The 18,764-nt window shown below is 69.4% G+C and carries 16 protein-coding genes; 6 read left to right on the forward strand and 10 right to left on the reverse strand.

The features are described from left to right. Positions 1-551: 551 nt before the first annotated feature. Positions 552-2,150, reverse strand: a complete 1,599-nt coding sequence (gene pckA, locus BT98_RS0112860; protein ID WP_019462276.1) for a phosphoenolpyruvate carboxykinase (ATP) — start codon at positions 2,148-2,150, stop codon at positions 552-554. A gap of 194 nt (positions 2,151-2,344) precedes the next feature. Then, positions 2,345-3,070 (reverse strand): HugZ family pyridoxamine 5'-phosphate oxidase, encoded by a 726-nt coding sequence (locus BT98_RS24285; protein WP_323670518.1) that lies wholly within the window; start codon positions 3,068-3,070, stop codon positions 2,345-2,347. A 57-nt stretch (positions 3,071-3,127) separates the two neighbouring features. Here BT98_RS24285 and BT98_RS0112870 point away from each other — a divergent pair, with 57 nt between their 5' ends. Both BT98_RS0112870 and BT98_RS0112875 read left to right on the forward strand, forming a co-directional pair. Then, positions 3,128-3,829 carry a response regulator transcription factor gene (locus tag BT98_RS0112870; protein WP_019462278.1) on the forward strand — a complete coding sequence of 234 codons (702 nt, stop codon included), beginning with the start codon at positions 3,128-3,130 and terminating at the stop codon, positions 3,827-3,829. A 110-nt stretch (positions 3,830-3,939) separates the two neighbouring features. Continuing rightward, the gene (locus BT98_RS0112875) at positions 3,940-5,586 is read left to right on the forward strand and encodes a stimulus-sensing domain-containing protein (RefSeq protein WP_019462279.1); all 1,647 of its coding nucleotides are present in this window, start codon (positions 3,940-3,942) and stop codon (positions 5,584-5,586) included. Positions 5,587-5,782: 196 nt separating this feature from the next. On the opposite strand, the gene BT98_RS0112880 is transcribed toward BT98_RS0112875, so the two are convergent. Both BT98_RS0112880 and BT98_RS0112885 read right to left on the reverse strand, forming a co-directional pair. Further along, positions 5,783-6,481 (reverse strand): alpha/beta fold hydrolase, encoded by a 699-nt coding sequence (locus BT98_RS0112880; protein WP_019462280.1) that lies wholly within the window; start codon positions 6,479-6,481, stop codon positions 5,783-5,785. A 22-nt stretch (positions 6,482-6,503) separates the two neighbouring features. Next, on the reverse strand, positions 6,504-7,562 hold the full coding sequence (locus BT98_RS0112885) for an AI-2E family transporter (RefSeq protein ID WP_019462281.1): 1,059 nt from the start codon (positions 7,560-7,562) through the stop codon (positions 6,504-6,506). 174 nt (positions 7,563-7,736) lie between these two features. Here BT98_RS0112885 and BT98_RS0112890 point away from each other — a divergent pair, with 174 nt between their 5' ends. Next, the gene (locus BT98_RS0112890) at positions 7,737-9,194 is read left to right on the forward strand and encodes an alpha/beta hydrolase (protein ID WP_027297236.1); all 1,458 of its coding nucleotides are present in this window, start codon (positions 7,737-7,739) and stop codon (positions 9,192-9,194) included. A 48-nt stretch (positions 9,195-9,242) separates the two neighbouring features. On the opposite strand, the gene BT98_RS0112895 is transcribed toward BT98_RS0112890, so the two are convergent. The 6 genes from BT98_RS0112895 to BT98_RS0112920 all read right to left on the reverse strand — a co-directional run bounded on the left by BT98_RS0112895 (position 9,243) and on the right by BT98_RS0112920 (position 16,027). Further along, positions 9,243-10,622, reverse strand: a complete 1,380-nt coding sequence (locus BT98_RS0112895; RefSeq protein ID WP_019462283.1) for an NAD(P)H-dependent oxidoreductase — start codon at positions 10,620-10,622, stop codon at positions 9,243-9,245. Further along, a complete protein-coding gene (locus BT98_RS0112900) occupies positions 10,619-11,518 on the reverse strand; it encodes an NAD(P)-dependent oxidoreductase (RefSeq protein WP_019462284.1) in 900 nt (299 codons plus the stop codon). The genes BT98_RS0112895 and BT98_RS0112900 overlap by 4 nt, the downstream gene beginning before the upstream one ends. Positions 11,519-11,870: 352 nt before the next feature. Next, positions 11,871-13,403 (reverse strand): tripartite tricarboxylate transporter permease, encoded by a 1,533-nt coding sequence (locus BT98_RS0112905; RefSeq protein ID WP_019462285.1) that lies wholly within the window; start codon positions 13,401-13,403, stop codon positions 11,871-11,873. A 12-nt stretch (positions 13,404-13,415) separates the two neighbouring features. After that, the gene (locus BT98_RS0112910) at positions 13,416-13,898 is read right to left on the reverse strand and encodes a tripartite tricarboxylate transporter TctB family protein (RefSeq protein ID WP_019462286.1); all 483 of its coding nucleotides are present in this window, start codon (positions 13,896-13,898) and stop codon (positions 13,416-13,418) included. 31 nt (positions 13,899-13,929) lie between these two features. Next, positions 13,930-14,940 (reverse strand): Bug family tripartite tricarboxylate transporter substrate binding protein, encoded by a 1,011-nt coding sequence (locus tag BT98_RS0112915; RefSeq protein ID WP_019462287.1) that lies wholly within the window; start codon positions 14,938-14,940, stop codon positions 13,930-13,932. A 64-nt stretch (positions 14,941-15,004) separates the two neighbouring features. Beyond that, positions 15,005-16,027, reverse strand: coding sequence for a 4-hydroxythreonine-4-phosphate dehydrogenase PdxA (locus tag BT98_RS0112920; RefSeq protein ID WP_099781861.1), 1,023 nt, complete (start codon positions 16,025-16,027; stop codon positions 15,005-15,007). Positions 16,028-16,190: 163 nt separating this feature from the next. On the opposite strand from BT98_RS0112920, the gene BT98_RS0112925 reads away from it, so the two are divergent. The 3 genes from BT98_RS0112925 (at position 16,191) to BT98_RS0112935 (ending at position 18,708) form a co-directional block, all read left to right on the forward strand. After that, positions 16,191-16,895: a GntR family transcriptional regulator gene (locus BT98_RS0112925; RefSeq protein ID WP_019462289.1), complete on the forward strand. Its 705-nt coding sequence runs from the start codon at positions 16,191-16,193 to the stop codon at positions 16,893-16,895. A gap of 99 nt (positions 16,896-16,994) precedes the next feature. Beyond that, the gene (locus BT98_RS0112930; RefSeq protein WP_019462290.1) at positions 16,995-17,360 is read left to right on the forward strand and encodes a MarR family winged helix-turn-helix transcriptional regulator; all 366 of its coding nucleotides are present in this window, start codon (positions 16,995-16,997) and stop codon (positions 17,358-17,360) included. Positions 17,361-17,421: 61 nt separating this feature from the next. Continuing rightward, the gene (locus BT98_RS0112935; RefSeq protein WP_019462291.1) at positions 17,422-18,708 is read left to right on the forward strand and encodes an MFS transporter; all 1,287 of its coding nucleotides are present in this window, start codon (positions 17,422-17,424) and stop codon (positions 18,706-18,708) included. Positions 18,709-18,764 lie beyond the last annotated feature (56 nt).

Genomic DNA, 18,764 nt, shown 5'->3' on the forward strand with positions numbered 1-18,764 from the left:
CGGTGAGGACCATATGCGCCTCACCGATTATCGATTGAATGGGCAAAAAACTGATTGTACCGATCAGTTCAAATGATGAATCCGTCCTGCTTGTTGCCGGTCCAGGCTGGTTACCTCTGCGAGTGTCTCTGGCCGTCACCATACGGCGGCCGGGCCACAGTTCGGTTTGGCGTTGCGCATTCCGGGGGACAAGGCTCCGCCTTTCCCCCCCGTCCCCCTTATCCGCCAGGAACCTGAGGTTCCTGGACCTCCCGTCCGTTGCCTCTTCGCTGCCGGCCGGATCGCGCCGGAGAGCATCGCTCTCCGGCGGACTGCCGGTGCCACCCACACGGACAGGGTGCCTTTTCTTCTTTCCGGGAGCCCCGCGTTGCCACCTGCTTCCCGGGATCAGGCCGCAGGCTGGCGGTCACCACGCGGAGCCAACTCAGGCCTGGGGTCCGGGGACCGGCTTCGGTCCCCGGCGGAGAGGGGGTCCGGCGGGAGAGGCGGCGCCTCTCCCCCGGGGGTTATCCGCGAAGTGGAACGGCCAGGGAGGGCCGCTGCCAGCCTCGTCAGGCGGCGGCCTTGATGGCGGCGGCCTTCACATCCTCGCCGACCGAGCCGGAGAAGGACTCGAAATTCTTCTCGAAACGCGACTGCAGGTCGGCGGCGGTGCGGTCATAGGCGGCCTTGTCCGCCCAGGCCGCGCGCGGGTTCAGCACCTCGGCCGGCACGCCCGGCACGTTCTTCGGGATGGAGAGCCCGAAGAAGGGTTCCGTCTCGAACTCGGCCTGGGCCAGCGAGCCGTCCAGCGCCGCGCGCAGCAGGGCGCGGGTGTGCTTGATGCTCATGCGGCTGCCGGTGCCATAGGCGCCGCCCGACCAGCCGGTGTTCACCAGCCAGCAATCGGCGCCGTACTTCTCGATCAGCGCGGAGAGCATCTTGCCGTACACCTCGGGGAAGCGCGGCAGGAAGGGGGCGCCGAAGCAGGTGGAGAAGGTCGCCTGCGGCTCCTTGCCCAGCCCCTTCTCCGTGCCGGCGACGCGCGCGGTGTAGCCGGAAAGGAAGTGGTACATGGCCTGGGCCGAGGAGAGCTTGCTGATCGGCGGCAGCACGCCGAAGGCGTCGGCCGTCAGCATCACCACGTTCTTCGGCACCGCGCCCATGCCGTTCGGCTGGGTATTGGGGATGAACTCGATCGGGTAGCAGGCGCGGGTGTTCTCGGTCAGCGAATTGTCTTCGAGGTCGAGGTTGCCGCGCTCGTCGCCCACCACGTTCTCCAGCACCGTGCCGAAGCGGTGGGAGGCGTTCCAGATCTGCGGCTCGGCCTCCTGGCTCAGCTTGATGACCTTGGCGTAGCAGCCGCCCTCGAAGTTGAAGACGCCCTTGTCCGACCAGCCGTGCTCGTCGTCGCCGATCAGCTTGCGCTCGGGGTCGGAGGAGAGCGTGGTCTTGCCGGTGCCGGACAGGCCGAAGAACAGCGCCGTGTCGCCGTCCTTGCCGACATTGGCGGAGCAGTGCATCGGCAACACGCCCTCGGCCGGCAGGAGCCAGTTCATGACGGTGAAGATGCTCTTCTTGATCTCGCCGGCATAGGAGGTGCCCGCGATGCAGATCAGCTTCTTCGCGAAGGAGAGCGCGATCAGCGTGGTGGAGTTGGCGCGACCGCCATGCTCCGGCTTCGCCTCCATCTCCGGCGCGTGCAGGATCACGTAGTCCGGCTCGAAGCCCTCAAGCTCCTCCGCCGGCGGGCGGATGAACATGTTGCGGGCGAAGAGCGCGTGCCAGGCATTGGTGGTCACCAGCCGCACCCTGATCCGGTGCGCCGGGTCAGCACCGGCATAGAGATCCTCGGTGAAGAGCTCCTCGCGCTGGCCGAGCCAGGCACGCACGTCGGCGGTGAAGCCCTCGAACTTCACCGGGTCGAGCTTCTGGTTGACCTTGCCCCACCAGATCTCCTTAGAGACCTCGGGGTCGTCGGCCACGAACTTGTCCTGCACCGAGCGGCCGGTGTGCTGGCCGGTGACGGCCATGAAGGCGCCGTCCGCGGAGAGCCGGCCCTCGCCGCGCCGCAAGGCATGGGCATAGAGGCCTGCGGCCGTCAGATTCGCGTGAACCGTGTCGGCCGAGACGCCGGTACCCTTGAGTGACGTGAGGGGCGTGACTGACATTCCGGCATGACCTCCTAGAAGGAAAACGGTGGCTTAGTCCGCAGCCATATAGAAGATTCAGGCTGCCCATGCCATCCCGGCATGTGCTGGAAAGCGCAGATTTCTGATAAAAAAAGTTATATCGTCTCAATAATATTTATTCTGTCGTCTTATCCTGACTCAGCCCGGATGAGTTTCCCTACTCCGCCTTGTCCTCACAACAGCGCGACCAGCCCCTCTCGCAGCGCCTCGGGCGAGGCGGCGGGGATAGGCAGGGGGAGCCTGACCACCGCTTCCTCGAAGCCCAGATCGGCCCCGTCCACATCCAGGCCCAGAAGCCTCCAGGCCCCTTCCCTGCCCCCGGAAAGGCGGGTGCCGGCAGCGGCAAGGGTCGCGGCATGGCCGGCATTGAGCCCCGCCAGGAGCTCCGCCTCGGCCCCCGCAACGGCCGCCACAGCGCTTGGCTCCGGCGCGATCTCGCCGCTGCGCAGGCGGCGCGCCTGGGCGAAGCCCGCGACCAGCAGCGCGCCGCCGGGCCGTACCCGCCAAAGGTCGAAATCGCCGAATCCCGCGTAGAGCGCCGCATAGGGATGCCGCAGCAGCCAGCGCGACTTGAGCGCGTCCGCCTCGCCCTCCGGCACGGGGATGGCCAAGCCGGTCACCGTCACGCGGGGAGCGGTCTGCGGGTTGATCTCCGGCGCGGGGCCGGTGAAGAGCAGGGCGCAGCGCGGCTCGGCCAGGAGATGGCGGGTGTGCTCGGACAGGGTCGAGAGGAAGAGCAGGACCGAGCCATCCGGCGCCACGGCGGGGGTGACAAGGCTGGCGAAGGGCTGTCCGCCGGCCTGGGTGGCCAGGGTGGCGGCGGCCGCGCCCCGCATCAGGGCCCTCGCCCTCGCACCAGCCGCGAAACCGTCCTCGTTGCCGCTCCCCGGTTGCGCCACAATCTACCTCCAGTATCCAGAACCGACGATCACGAAACGCCTGGACGCCCTGATACCATGCCTCAGACCATCGCCCTCGTGGATGACGACCGCAACATCCTCACCTCGGTCTCCATGACCCTGGAACAGGAGGGCTATCAGGTGCGGACCTATACGGACGGGGAAAGCGCCTTGCAGAGCCTGCTCGCCCGGCCGCCCGACCTCGCCGTGCTGGATATCAAGATGCCGCGCATGGACGGGATGGAGCTGCTGCAGCGGCTGCGGCAGCGCACCAGCCTGCCGGTGATCTTCCTGACCTCCAAGGATGACGAGCTGGACGAGCTGATGGGCCTCCGCCTGGGGGCGGACGACTACATCACCAAGCCCTTCTCCCAGCGCCTGCTGCTGGAGCGCATCCGCACCCTGCTGCGGCGCAACGAGGCCTCCCGCGCCGAGGGTTCGGGCGTGGCGGCCACCGGCGTTCTGTCGCGCGGCGACCTGGTGCTGGACGAGACCAAGCACACCTGCCTCTGGAAAGGCCAGCAGGTGCAGCTCACCGTCACGGAGTTCCTGCTGGTCAAGGCGCTCGCCACCCGACCGGGCATGGTGAAGAACCGCGACCAGCTGATCGACGCCGCCTATGGCGAGAACATCTATGTGGACGACCGTACGATCGACAGCCATGTGAAGCGGGTCCGCAAGAAGTTCCGCGTGGTCGATCCGGAATTCTCCCAGATCGAGACGCTCTACGGCATCGGCTACCGATACAAGGAGGCGTGATGCCAGACGGCAGCGCTAGCCTCGGCTCCGCGGCTTCCCCATCGGGCGGTCCCGCCCACGACGCCGTCGCGGCCTCCGCCCGTGATGAGCGGCCGCGCGGCTGGCTGGGCATGCGCCGCAACGTGTCGCCGCTGCTGCGGCGCATCCTGCTGCTCAACGCGCTGCCGCCCTTCCTGCTGGCGACCTCGCTGCTCTACCTCGACCAGTACCAGAACGGGCTATTGGCCGGGGAGGTGCTGGCGCTGCGGACCCAGGCACGGATCTATGCCAATGGCGTGGCCGAGGCCGCCGTCCGCATCCAGGACGACCATCCGGTGCTGGTGCCCGACATCGCCCGGCCGCTGCTGCGCCGCCTGACCGAGCCGAGCCCGGCCACCCAGGCCAAGCTCTTCGACAACAACGGCCTGCTCGTGGCCGACAGCCGGGTGCGGGAAAGCGCCAACGGCAACATCGTCACCGAGCCGCTGCCCCCGCCCAACCCGCCTGGCCCGGTGGGCGGCTTCGCCGACCGGCTGATTACCACGCTGCTGCGCTGGGGCGTGCCGCGCGCACCGGACGACGTGGTGGTGGATGTCGGCCCCGATGCGCCTTCCTTCGACTGGCAGCCGGAATTCAACAACACCGCCGGCGGCCCGGACCGGCGGGAGGAGCTGCGCCTGGCGCTGGAGGGCGGCGTGGACCCCTATGTCCGCCGCACCGCCGACGGGCGGCTGCTGGTGTCCGTGGCGGAGCCGGCGCGGCGCGCCAACCAGCCGGTCGGCATCGTGCTGCTGACCCGCGAGGCGCGGGAGGTGGACCAGCGCCTGATCGAGATCCGCGGCTCGGTGCTGGCACTCTTCTCCATGGCGCTGGTGCTGACGGTCGCGCTGTCGCTCTACCTGAACCGGACCCTGGCCTCGCCGATCCTGGCGCTTGCCTCCGCCGCCCGGGCCATGCGCCAGGGCAAGGGCCGCGCCGGCTCCGTGCCGCAGCGGCTGCTGGAACGGGGCGACGAGATCGGCACGCTGGCCCGTTCCTTCCAGGAAGCCGCCACCGCGCTCTGGGCGCGGGTGGACAGCAACGAGCGCTTCGCTGCCGATGTGGCGCATGAGCTGCGCAACCCGCTCACCTCGGTGCGCTCGGCCATCGAGACGCTCAGGCGGATCGAGAACCCGGAGCACCGCACGCGGCTGCTGGCCATCATCGCCGAGGACGCGGTGCGGATGGACCGGCTGATCGGCGACATCTCCGATGCCTCCCGCGTCGATGCGGAGCTTTCCCGCACGGCGACGGAGCCGGTGGACATCGCGCCCATCCTTTCCGCGCTGACCGAGCTGCACGCCGCGACGCGCGAGAACAGCCCGCTGGGCGAGGACGCGCCGGTCATGGTGCTGGAGGCGCCAGCGAAGGGACTGGTGGTGCGCGGCGTCGAGGGGCGGCTGGTACAGGTCTTCCGCAACCTCCTCGGCAATGCGGTCTCCTTCTCCCCGCCCCGCGGCACCGTCTGGGTGAAGGCGCGCACCACAGGCAACGTGGTGGAATTCGCCGTGGAGGACGAAGGCCCCGGCATCCCCGAGGCGAAGCTGGAGAACATCTTCGACCGCTTCTACAGCGAGCGGCCCAAGGGCGAGCAGTTCGGCCAGCATTCCGGCCTGGGCCTGTCCATCTGCCGCCAGATCGTGGAAGGCCTGAACGGCCGCATCACCGCCGAGAACCGCCGCGGCGAGGATGGCGGCATCGCCGGCGCCCGCTTCGTGGTGCGCCTGCCGAAGGCCTGAGAGCGGTCGGGGCCGGCGTTGCGCCTTCCCCGGGGGAAAGGCTCCGCCTTTCCCCCGGCCCCCCTATCCGCCAGGACACTGCGTGCCCTGGACCCGATGAGTTGGCGCTTGCTGATGCCGGATCGCGCCGGAGAGCCATGCTCTCCGGCCAGCCATGGAGCGCAACGCGGGAACGGCCGGGAGACCGGCCCTGGCATCAGCCGGCGGCCGTCGCGGGGTGGTCGAACCGGCCGTGGCGCAGGAAGTGGAGGCTCTGCCGGATCACTTCCGGGTGGCGCATCATCAGCGTGTGGGTGACGTGCAGCACGATGTGGTCGGCCATTCCTTCCACCCGGGTGCGGGCGACGCAGACGCTGCCGTCGTTCGGCCCGGGCAGGACGAACCAGGAGGCCAGGAGGTTCAGCGCACGGTCGCCGGCGATGACGCCCAGCTCGTAATCCACCGGGCCGAGCAGCGCCGCGAGCGTAGCCTCCGGCGCGGTGACGAGCTGCGCCCCGGCGGGGCCGAAGACGCGGCGGTAGAGGGCCTGCCCGCACAGCAGGTCGGCCAGTTCGCTGCCCGCGTTGGGCGGGCCCAGCATCACCATGCGGCCCAGCGCCAGGGGGCGGTGGCGGGTGATGTAGGCACGCGCCAGCAGCCCGCCCATGGAATGGGCCACCACATGCAGCCGGCCGCCGGGGCGTTGCAGGAAGGCTCCGGCCTCCTCGTGCAGGTCCTCCGCCAGGGCGTCCAGCGGCTTGTGGCGCGCGTCGTAGTCGAGGTTCAGCGTCTCGTAGCCGGCGGCGCGCAGCACCCGCTCCATCACGGACATGGAGGAGGCGCGGCGGGCGATGCCGTGCAGCAGCAGGACCCGCTCCGGAATCGTGGTCGATGGATCTTGCGGGATGGGCGTCACGGGCGTGTGGCCGGCGGGTGCTTCAGCCAGCCGTGTCGCGGCCGGACAGCAGGTTCGCGATCCAGCGGGAGCCGTCATAGGCGTCGCAAAGGATCAGTGCCGCGATGGTCACGGGAATCCCGATGAAGGCGCCGGCGATGCCCCAGAGGAAGGACCAGAAGAAGACGGCGAAGAGCACGATGAAGGGCGAGACGGAGACCGCCCTTCCGGCCAGGCGGGGCTCGACGTAGCTGCCGGACAGGAACTGGATGGTGTTCAGGCCGAGGAAGACGGTCAGCGGCATTTCCCAGGAGTCGAACTGCAGGGCGGCGAAGAAGGTCGGGAAGACCGTCGCCACCAGCGGGCCGAGGAAAGGGATGTAGTTCAGCGCAAAGGCGATGAGGCCCCATTCCACCGGCAGGTCCAGCCCGGCGAGCAGGGCGAAGGCCCAGATGGTCACGCCGGTCAGCGCGCTCATCACGCTACGCACCAGCATGTAGGTCTGCAGCTTCGAGGCCACCCGCGCGCAGGCGTCGAGCAGGCGGCGCCCTTCCCCCCGCCGGCCCATGGCGGCGAGCTTGCGGTGCAGGACCTCCACCTCCAGCATGCCCAGGATGGTGAAGACCAGCGTGACGGTGACGAAGCTCAGGAAGCCCTGGAGCTGCCCGGTCGCGGCCTGGGCGAGCCAGACGACCCAGCGCATGTCGAAATTCTCCGCCATCAGCCCGGCCACGGGAACGCCATGCCCTTCCAGCCATTCCGCTTGGCGGAAGTAGAGGGTCTGGAAGCGCGTCGCGTTGGCGATGACCCATTGCCCTATGCGCGAGAATCCCCAGGCCACCAGCATGGCGAGCAGCATCACCGCGACCAGGGCCACGACCAGCGTGATCACCAGGGCCAGCACCTGCGGCAGGCGCCGTTGCAGCAGGCGCTGCAAGGGCCAGACCACGGCGATGATGAAGAGCGCGAAGGTCGCGGGCACGAAGACCGAGGCGGCCTCGCGGAGCGAGGCGAAGACCAGGACCGCAGCGCAAAGGCCCGTCGTCACGCGGAGCACAGGGTCGCTCATGGTGCGCGAGAGGAAGCCCTGCCCGGTCTCCATGCGGATTCCTCTACCTGCAACCCTGCCATTGGGAAGGCACCGGGCGGATTGTCAATACGCCCCCGGCACGCTTGCCCGGCGGCGGCGGCGGGTTGCAGCATGGCCGGCGACGGCCGGCAGCGTACCGATTCGGGTTGGCTGGTCAGCGGCGACCCGAGGCATGGAGGCGCGCCGGTGCCGGCATTTCCGATCAGGCTTCTCCGCAGGAGCCTGTACATCCTCCTCGGGGCCCTTCTGGCGGCCTTCGCGCTGCGCGTCTGGCAGGTCCAGAGCGGCCCGCCGCTGCGGACCTGGCATCTCTACGTGCCCAGCGAGCTGCGGGCCGGAGAGATCGGGAAGACCGACTGGGCCGGCTATCTGGCGGCGGAGCGGCGCGTCTTCGACTCCGTGCGGCAGGAGGTGATGCAGAAGCTGGAGCCGGAGGAGCGCACGTCGCTCAACCGCTATTTCGAGGGCAGCCCCATCTATCCGCCGCACTTCCGACAGGACTGGAACCATTCCTACGTGCTGGAGCCGGGCGGACCGCCGCGTGGCGCGGTGGTGCTGCTGCACGGGCTGACCGACGCGCCCTACAGCCTGCGCCATGTCGGGCGCTTCTACCGCGCCCACGGCTATGTCGCCATCGGCCTGCGCCTGCCGGGGCATGGCACCGTGCCGGCGGCGCTGACCGACGTGACCTGGGAGGACTGGATGGCGGCCACGCGCCTCGCGGTGCGGGAGGCGCGGCGGCGCGTGCCGCAGGGGCCGATCGAGATCGTGGGCTTCTCCAATGGCGGCGCGCTGGCGATGAAGTACGCCATGGAGGCGCTGGACGATCCGAAGCTGGCTCGGCCGGCGCGGCTGGTGCTGATCTCCCCCATGGTGGGCATCACCGAATTCGCCCGTTTCGCCGGGCTGGCGGGATTGCCGGCCCTGCTGCCACGCTTCGCCAAGGCGAGCTGGCTCGGCATCGTGCCGGAGTTCAACCCGTTCAAGTACAACTCCTTTCCGGTCAACGGCGCGCGCCAGTCCTGGCGGCTGACGCGGGCGTTGCAGGAGCAGGTCAGTCAGCGCGCGCGCGAAGGGCGGCTGGAAGGGCTGCCGCCGGTGCTGACTTTCCAGTCGGTGCTCGACACCACGGTCAGCACGCCCGCCGTGCTGGATGCGCTCTATGCCCTGCTGCCGGCCAATGGCAGCGAGCTCGTGCTGTTCGACCTCAACCGCAACAGCAAGCTAGGCATCCTGCTCAGCCCAAATTCGGAAACGGCGCTGGAGCGCCTGCTGCCGCCTGGACCACGCCGCTACCGCACCGTGGTTGTCACCAATGCCGCGCCGGGACAGGACGCCATGGTGGCGCGGGTGACCGGGCCGGGGAGCACGGAGACGCGGGTGGTGCCGCTGCGCGAGACCTATCCGCGCGACGTCTATTCCCTTTCCCACGTCGCCTTGCCCTTCCCGCAGGGCGATTCACTCTATGGCCAGTTTCCCGATCCGGCCGACGAGGATTTCGGGGTGCATTTCGGGACGATCGCGCCAAAGGGGGAACGCGGTGTGCTGGCGGTCAGCCTGGATGCGCTGATCCGCATGTCCTCCAACCCCTTCTTCGACGAGATGCTGGAGCGGATCGGTCAAGGGCTCGGCGCGCCGCACTGAGAGCGACTGGCCGGGGCCGCGTTCCCCGCTGCGCCGGCCTTCCGGCGCTCAGCCCGCTGCCGGCACCATGACCTCGCGCCGCAGGGACTGGAGCAGCGAACCCGCCAGATCCACCATCGCCTCGCGGACCAGGGTGCCGCGCGGCACATCCACGAGAAGCGGCTTGTTGGCGGCGAGATAGAAGGGCGCCAGCCCTTCCGCCTCGGCGGCGGGCAGGAGGAGCGGCGTGCAGTCCGTCATGATGTGGTGGTGGCCGCCCATCTCCAGCACCTCGCCGGCACGGAAGTCGCGTTCGGTGCGCGCCACCATCACCGCATGGACACGCTGCGTGTCGCTGCCGGAGGCGCGGCCATGCCCCGCCGCGGAAAGCAGCGAGACGGGCGTTTCCAGCCCCATCCAGTGATAGGGCAGGAAGAGGCAGGCATAGCGCGCGTTGCGGCTGACCAGATGGCCCTTGCCGCGCAGCATCTCCCAGACCGGCCGGTCGCCCGCCCGGACCACGACGAAGACGCCGCCACCGAAGCTCACCTCCTCCGGCCGGCGCAGGCAGTTGAACACGTCCACAACGCCGGTGCGGCCGAGGATGCCGCCTTCCTCGCGCGGGATGAAGACATCCGCGAGCTCGGTGATGCGGCAGAGCGGGTAGCTGAGCTCCGGGCGCGAGGGCAGCAGGCCGGTGGAATTGGCCACCACGTTCATCTCGCAATAGTCGGGCGTGGCGCTCTGCGGCAGCCCGGCGAGCGCGGCGGAACGGCGCGCCAGCGTTTCCGCCACATCCTCGTCCAGTATCCACAGATCCGCCAGGGCGGGCGCCTCGCCTTGCAGTTCGGCGCAGGTCACGACGCTGGTGGCGTGATCGAGGACGAAGTCGTATTCGCTGGACTTGCCGGCGGCGACGACCTCGAAGCCCAGCAGCCGCGCCCAGGTGACGAGGCCGATCAGGTTGCTCGGCTGGTCGCCATCCGCCGTGGTGTAGACGAGGCCCCGCTCGACGGCGAGCTGGTTGAGATGCGGTCCGACGACGGAATCCACCTCCTTGCTCACCATGGCGACATGCGCGCCGCGGCGGATCGCCTCCAGCGCCATGCGGGCGCCGGCCTCGGGCTGGCCGGTGGCCTCCACCAGGATGTCGTGCGGCACGGCGCCCAGCAGGGACTGGTCGCGCAGCACCACGACATGGCCGGCGGCGGCGGCCTCGCGCGCGCTGTCCGGCGTATCGCAGATCCGGGCGGCACCGGCGGGGAAGCCGAGCTCCGCCAGCAGTGCCAGCACGCCGTCCGGATCGAGGTCGCAGAGCACCGCCGGCTGCAGGCGCGGGATGGCGCGGATCTGCGCCAGCAGGGTGCGGCTGAAGCCGCCCTTGGCGCCCGTCAGCGCGAAGCGGAAATGGCGGTCGCCGAGGTCGCGGAAAAGGATCTCGTGGTTCACGCCTCCACCTCCTGCCGGGCCACGGCGCGCGGGTTGCGACGCTCCAGCTCCAGCAGCAGGGCGGAGTGGTCCGGGTCGCCCCGACTTTCGATCAGCCCGCGATAGAGGTCGGCGGTGAGCGCCGCATAGGGCACGCTGTCCAGCCCCAGCCGTTCCGCCGCGTCGAGGGCGTTGTCCAGGTCCTTCAGATGCGTGACGCAGCGCCCGCGCGTGGCGAAGTCGCGCTCGATCATGCGCTGCGCATGCAGTTCCAGGACGCGGCTCTCGGCGAAGCCGCCGCGCAGTGCCTCGCGCACCTTGGCCGGATCGGCGCCGCCGCGCACGGCCAGCATCAGCGCCTCGGCCACCGCGCCGATGGTGACACCGACGATCACCTGGTTGGCCAGCTTGGCGAGCTGCCCCGCCCCGGGCGGACCGACCAGCACCGGCCTTCCCATGGCGCACAGCGCCGGCTCGACGCGGGCGAAGGGCTCCGCCTCCCCGCCCGCCATGATGGCGAGCGTTCCGGCCTCCGCCGCCGTGGTGCCGCCGGAAACCGGCGCGTCCACGTGATGCACGCCCCGTTCCGCCAGCCGCGCGGCATGGTCCTGCGCCTCAGCGGGTTTGATGGAGGACATGTCCACCACCACCGCGCCAGGCGGCACGGCCTCCGCCACGCCGCCGCCGAAGAGCACGCGCTCCACCACCGGGCCGTTCTCCAGCATCAGGATCACGGCCTCGGCCTCGGCCTCGCGCACCGCCTCGGCAGCGCTGGCCGCCACATGCGCGCCTGCCTCGGCAAAGGGGGCGGCCTTGTCGGGGGAGCGGTTCCACACCGTCACCTCGTGCCCCGCCGCCAGCACGCGGCGCGCCATCGGGCCGCCCATCAGCCCCAGGCCCAGGAATGCGATCTTCATGCGGCGCTCTGCTTTCCGTTCGGGCGTTGCACTGTCCCGGGGGGAAGGCTCCGCCTTTCCCCCGGACCCCCTATCCGCCAGGAAACTGGGTTTCCTGGACCTTCCATTCGTTGGCGCTCGCCGCGGCCGGATCGCGCCGAAGGGCTGAACCCTTCGGAGACTGCGGATGCCACGAACGTGGAAGTCCTGACGTCCTCCATGAGGCCCGCTCGTCCACATGCGCTTCGGCACGCTCTCCCGGGCAACGCCTCCAACCCGTGCCAACGCAAGGCGGGGTCTGGGGACATACCATGTCCCCAGCGGAGGGGGTCCGGGGGAGGCAGGGCCTCCTCCCGGGGCCGGACACCAGCGATCACGCCTGGCTTCCCGACCTGGCGGCCAGGGCGGACTTGCCGGCACGGCGCCAGCCCAGGAAGGCCGCCGCGAGGGGCCAGAGCAGGAACAGGATGGCGATGGTGGAGATGGTGCCCACCAGCGGGTTGGACCACAGGATGCCGAGCGAGCCCTGGGAGAGCAGCATGGACTGACGGAAGGCGTCCTCTGCCTTGTCGCCGATCACCATGGCCAGGACGAGCGGGGCGATCGGATAGTCCAGCTTCTTCATGACGTAGCCCGCCACGCCGAAGGCCAGCATGATCCAGAGGTCGAAGGCGGAACTGGCGACGGTATAGGCGCCGGCGAGGCAGACCGTGACGATGATCGGGCCGATGATGGTGAAGGGCACCGAGAGCAGCGCCGCGAAGAAGGGCACCGTGGCCAGCACCAGCACCACGCCGATGACATTGCCCAGGTACATCGAGGCGATCATGCCCCAGACGAAGTCCTTCTGCTCGACAAAGAGCATCGGGCCGGGGTTGAGGCCCCAGATCATCAGCCCGCCCAGCATCACCGCCGAGGTGGCGGAGCCGGGGATGCCCAGCGCCAGCATCGGCAGCATGGCGGCGGTGCCGGCGGAATGGTCGGCCGTTTCCGGCGCGATCACGCCCTCCGGCTCGCCCTTGCCGAAGTTGCCGCGGCGGCGGGAGACCTTGCGGGCGATGCCATAGGACATGAAGGAGGCCGCGGTCGGGCCACCCGGGGTGATGCCCATCCAGACGCCGATGGCGCTGCCGCGCAACATGGCGAGGAAGTACCGCGGCATTCGCGTGGCGGCGCGCAGGATCTCCACCGGGTTGAGCTTGGCGCGGACGCTCTTGAACTCCAGCCCTTCCTCCAGCGTCAGCAGCAGCTCGCCGATTCCGAAAAGGCCGATCACCACGACAAGGAAGGAGATGCCCTTGATCAGCGCCGGAATATCGAAGTTCAGGCGCATGGAGCCCGAGACCGTGTCCATGCCCACCATGCCGAAGCCGAAGCCCAGGCAGATGGAGACCAGCGTCTTGAGCGGCGCGCCGCCGCCGAAGGCGATGAAGGAGGCAAAGGCCAGCAGATAGACCGCGAAGTATTCCGGCGGCCCGAAGCGCAGCGCGAAGGAGGTGACGAAGCCCGAGAGCAGCGTGATCACCACCACGCCTACCAGCGCGCCGAAGCCGGCGGACAGGAAGGCATAGGTCAGCGCCTCGGTGGCGCGCCCGTTTCGGGCCATGGGATAACCGTCGAAGGTCGTGGCGACGGAGGAGGGCTCGCCCGGGATGTTGAACAGGATCGAGGTGGTGGAGCCGCCGAAGAGCGCGCCCCAGTAGAGGCTGGTGAGCAGGATGATGGCCGAGACCGGGTCCATCGAGAAGGTCAGCGGCAGCAGCAGCGTCACGCCGTTCGGCGCGCCCAGCCCCGGCAGCACGCCGACCAGGATGCCCAGCAGCACGCCGCCCATGATGATGGCGACGTGATGGAAGGTGAGCACGACGCCGAAGCCGTGCATCAGCGCGTCGAGATTGTCGAACATCGTCCGGTCTCCTCAGGCCAGGCCGAGCCAGACCTCGACCGGCCCCTTGAGGAGCGGCACGAGGAACCAGCGCTCGAAGACCAGCCAGGTCGCGGCGGTGTAGAGCAGCGGCACGGCGATGCTGGCGAGCCAGGAATGCCGCCCCTGCCAACGCATCATGACGAACAGGTAGGCGGCCATGGCGACATACATGCCGAGGGTGAGCGACAGCACCACCAGCGCCAGGATCGAGAGGCCGAAGCGCAGCACGCGGCGGCCGCCCGCGCGGTCCACGAAGACCTCCCGCGTCAGGGCGGTCCGGTTGTACCAGCCCTGCACCGCGATCGCGACGGCGGCGGCCATGACGATCAGGCCGATGCGGAAGGGGAAGTAGCCGGCCTGCGGCCCGTCCTCCGCCCAGCCGTAGTCGAGCTCCATGGCGCCGGTCACGGCGATGGCGCCGAGCAGGAAGACGACGGCCGCCGTGGCCATTTCCATCCGGTAACGCGTCAGCATGGCCGTCGCTCCCTGTCCAGCGTCCCTGACCTCAGTTCACCAGCCACTTCTCGGCGGCGAACATCTCCTTGCCGGACTTCTGCTCCTCCTCCATGAGGGGCTTCATCTGGTCGGGTGTCATGAAGACGGCGCTCTGCACCGTGCGGGCGATGTAGTCCTTCCACTCCGGCGTCTCGGTGACCTTGCGCATCACGTCGGTCCAGAACTCCTGGGCCTCCTTCGACACCTCGGGCGGCAGGAAGACGGTGCGCGGCATGCGGTATTCGTCCACCGCGATGCCCTGGCTGGCGCAGGTCGGGATATCGGCCCAGGACTGCGTCCCGGTCACCTTCCCCGTGGCCGGCAGCGGCTCCTTGCGGAAGACGCAGAGCGGCCGGACCTGGTCGCCGCGCCAGCCGCCGACGCTTTCGGACGGGTTGTTGACGTCGGAATCCACATGCCCGCCGGCGAGCTGCACGCCCGCCTCTCCGCCGCCGCGGAAGGGGATGTAGGTGAAGCGCACGCCGGTCGCCTTCTGGATCTTCAGCGTGAGGATCTGGTCGGTGTCCTTGGTCTGGCTGCCGCCCATCTTCATGGCGCCCGGCTTCTCGCGCGCCGCGGCGATGTAGTCGGCGGCCGTCTTGTAGGGCGCGTCGGCCTTCACCCAGAGCATGAACTCGTCGAAAGCCATGGCGGCCACCGGCACGAGCTGCTCCGGCTTCCAGGCCACGCGGGCGACATAGGGCAGCAGCCATTCGTTGTTGGTGCCGAAGATCACCTTCAGCGGGTCGCCCTGGGAGCCGCGGCCATAGACGAAGCCCTCCGCGCCGGAGCCACCACCCTTGTTGGTGACGACGACGGGCACGTTCAGCAGCTCATGCTTCTGGATCGCCGCCTGGATGGTGCGGGCGAAGAGGTCGGTGCCGCCGCCGGCACCGGAGGTGACGACGAACTCGACGGGGCGGTTCGGTTCCCAGGCCGCCAGGGCCGGGCGTGGCGCCGTCGCCGCCAAGGAGGCGGCGCCCAGCGAGAAGGCGAGCGTCAGCGTCGGGAGAACGCGCATTCTTGTTTCCTCCGGTTGAAAGGCGCGCACCCGTTCCGGGCCTTCGCGCCGTGGTTGGGGCCGATCAGGCGGCGATGCGGCTCGCCGCCATGCGGGAGGCCAGCAGCAGCGCGTTGCGCATGGCGCCGGGATGGGCGATGCCCTTGCCCGCGATGTCATAGGCCGTGCCATGGGCGGCGGTGCAGATCGGGAAGGGAAAGCCGCCCATCAGCGTCACGCCCGCATCGAAGCCGATCAGCTTCATCGCGATCTGGCCCTGGTCGTGGAACATGGTCAGCACCGCGTCGAAATCGCCGCGCCTGGCGCGCACGAAGACCGTGTCCGCCGGGAAAGGCCCGTCGCAGGCGATCTGCTCGCGCTTGCCCGCCTCCACCGCCGGGGCGATCACCTCGATCTCCTCGCGCCCGAAATTGCCGTTGTCGCCGGCATGCGGGTTCAGCCCCGCCACGGCGATGCGCGGGCGGGCGACGCCGGAGGCACGCAGCGCCTCGTCGGTCAGGCGCAGGTTGTCGAGGATGGTCTCCTTCGTCAGCAGCCCGGCCACGTCCTTCAGCGGCACATGCGAGGTGACGCGGGCGTTCCACAGCCCTTCCAGGACGTTGAACTCCTTGGCCACGCCATGGAATCCGATGGTCTCGGCGGAGAAGCCGATCTCGTCCTCGTAGCCCGGCGTGACCAGCCGCATCGCCGCCTTGTTGAAGGGGGTGAAGCAGACCGCATCGGCCTCGCCGGCGGCGGCCATGCGCAGGGCGCGGCGGAAATTCTCGGTGGCGAAGCGGCCGCCGGCCTCGGAGATCTCGCCCAGCCTGATGCCGTCCGGGTCGCCATGGCCGAGATCGATCAGCACTGGCCGGCCGGGGACGCGGCGCGGCATCGACTCGCCATCGCGCACCACATCGACATCCGGGTTGACGCCGGCGAACTCGGCGCCGCGGGCCAGCATGCGGGCATCGCCGATCACGGTGATCTCGGCGGCCTCGCGCACTGCGGGATCGGCCAGGACCTTGGCGGCCAGTTCGGAGGAGACGCCTGCGGCGTCGCCCATGGCCAGGGCGATCCTCGGCCTCGCCAGCAATTGCGCTTCCATGCCGCCCTCTCCCGCTTTCTTGCTTTGGCTTCGTGCCAGCCGTCACATAGAGTATGCTTCACACTGCATACAGTAATCTAGACCTAATGTGGACGGACCGATCCCGTCAAGGCATATCCGGAGGGGCTCGCGCATGGATGAGCATGGATCAGGATCGAAGCCGATGGTCGTATCCGCCCTGATGGACGCAGAGGGACCGGAGAACCTGCCGGCAGGCGGCGGGGACGGGCCGATCGTGCGCCGTCCTCTCCAGGAGGAGGTGGCCGCCCGCCTGCGCGACCTGATCACCCAGGGCACCATCGCCCCCGGCACCCGCATCAACGAGGTCGCGCTCTGTGCCAAGCTCGGCGTTTCCCGCACCCCGTTGCGGGAGGCCGTGCGTATGCTGGCCGGCGAAGGGCTGGTGGAGCTGGTGCCGGCCCGGGGCGCCGTGGTGCGCAGGGTGACGCTGAAGGACGTGACCGACAGCCTGACAGTGCTGCGAAACCTGGAAGGGCTGGCGGGGGAACTCGCCTGCTCCGAGGCCCCCGAGGATGGGGTCGCGCGCGTCGTGGCGCTGCACGAGGCGATGATGGACCGCTATGCCGCCCGGGACCGCATGGCCTATTTCAAGCTGAACCAGGCGATCCACACCGCCATCGTGGCGCTGTCCGGCAATGCCACGCTCATCTGGGCGCATGAGGCGATCCAGGCGCGGATGAAGCATATCCGCTTCATCGGCAATGCCGGGCCGGAGAAATGGGCCGGCGCCGTGGCCGAGCACGAGCAGATGGTCGCGGCCCTGCGGAAGCGCGACGGCGCGGCGCTGGCACGGGTGCTGCAACTGCATCTGGACAAGACGCTGGAACGGGTCCGGGACCAGATCTGAGCCCCTCCCCCAGCGGCTCGCGGAAAGCCCTGGACGCGCAAGAAATGCGGGCATATACCCGCATCGATGATGACGGAATGTTACTGCGTAGCGCTTCGCGTGGCGGCCCGGAAGGTCTCGTCGATCTATGACGAGGCCCTGGCCCCGGCAGGCGTCAACGTGGCGCAGTACAGCCTGCTGCGGCGGATCGGGCATTTCCAGCCCGTCTCGCTCACCGAGTTGGCGCGGCTCAGCCTGCTGGACCGCTCCACGGTCGGGCGCAATGCCAAGCTGCTGGAACGCGACGGGCTGATCCGCAGCGTGGCCGGACGGGACCAGCGCGAGACCGCGCTGGCGCTGACCGAGGCGGCGCAGCAGGTGCTGAGCGACGGCGCGCCGCTGTGGAACAAGGCACAGGCGGAGGTCGAGGCGCTGCTCGGCGAGGAGGGCGCCCGCAACCTGCGCGCCCTGCTGCATGACCTCTGACCCTTCGCCTTCCGCATCCAACCAGCCCGCCCGGCCGGGCACCCACAGGGGAAACGCCATCATGATCTCCACCGCCTTGGCCACGGGCCTGCGGCAGAAGGGCATCCATTACGGCTGGGTGGTCGCGGGGGCGACCTTCCTGACCATGCTTGCCACCGCCGGGGCCATGGGCTCGGCCGGGGTGATGATCGAGCCCTTGCAGCAGGAATTCGGCTGGCAGAACGCCGATATCTCCACCGCCTTCGCGCTGCGCCTCGCCCTGTTCGGGCTGATGGGGCCCTTCGCCGCCGCCTTCATGAACCGCTTCGGTGTGCGCAGCGTCATCCTCTGCGCCCTGGCGCTGATTTCCGCCGGGCTGCTCGGTTCGCTGGTGATGCGGGAGCTGTGGCAGCTCGTGCTGCTCTGGGGCGTCATCGTCGGCATCGGCACGGGGATGACGGCGATCGTGCTGGGCGCCACCGTGGCCACGCGCTGGTTCTCGGAACGGCGCGGCTTCGTGGTCGGGCTGCTCACCGCCAGCAACGCCACCGGGCAGCTCGTCTTCCTGCCCATCCTGGCCAGCCTCAGCACGGCCTATGGCTGGCGCACCGCACTGGTCTTCGTGCTCGGCACGCTGGCCTTCGCCATGGTTGTGGTGCTGCTGCTGATGTGCGACCGGCCCGCGGATCTCGGCCTTACGCCCTATGGCACCGCCGTGCAGCAGGCCGCGCCGCCGCGCGAGCAGGGGCTGGGCAACCTGCTCCTCTCTCCCATCCGCGTGCTGCGCGAGGCGGCGGGCAGCTATACCTTCTGGGTGCTGTTCCTGACCTTCTACGTCTGCGGCCTCAGCACCAACGGGCTGATCCAGACGCACTGGATCGCGCTCTGCGGCGATTACGGCGTGGCGGCGGTTGGGGCGGCGAGCATGCTGGCGGTGATCGGCATCTTCGACTTCGCCGGCACGATCCTGTCCGGCTGGCTGTCCGACCGCTATGACAACCGCTGGCTGCTGGCCTCCTACTACGCCTTCCGCGGGCTGTCGCTGCTCTACCTCCCCTTCACCGAGTTCAACGTCTATGCCCTTTCCGTCTTCGCGGTGGTCTACGGGCTGGACTGGGTGGCGACCGTACCGCCGACCGTGCGCCTCGCTGCCAACCGCTTCGGACCAGAAAAGGCGGGGCTGGTCTTCGGCTGGGTCTTTACGGGGCATCAGCTCGGCGCCGCCACCGCCGCCTTCGGTGCCGGGTTCAGCCGGACCGAGTTCTCGACCTACCTGCCTGCCCTCTATGTCGCCGGCAGCTTCTGCCTGGTGGCCGCCCTGCTGGTCACCACGCTCTACCGCCGGCCCAGTCTGCAAGCGGCGGAGTAAGGGCGCCACCCCCGGCGGCACGGCGCCTGTGGTTGCCTCCGGTCGGCGCGGAGGCA

Source organism: Roseomonas mucosa ATCC BAA-692 (genome assembly GCF_000622225.1).
In the GTDB taxonomy this organism is placed as follows: Bacteria; Pseudomonadota; Alphaproteobacteria; order Acetobacterales; family Acetobacteraceae; genus Roseomonas; species Roseomonas mucosa.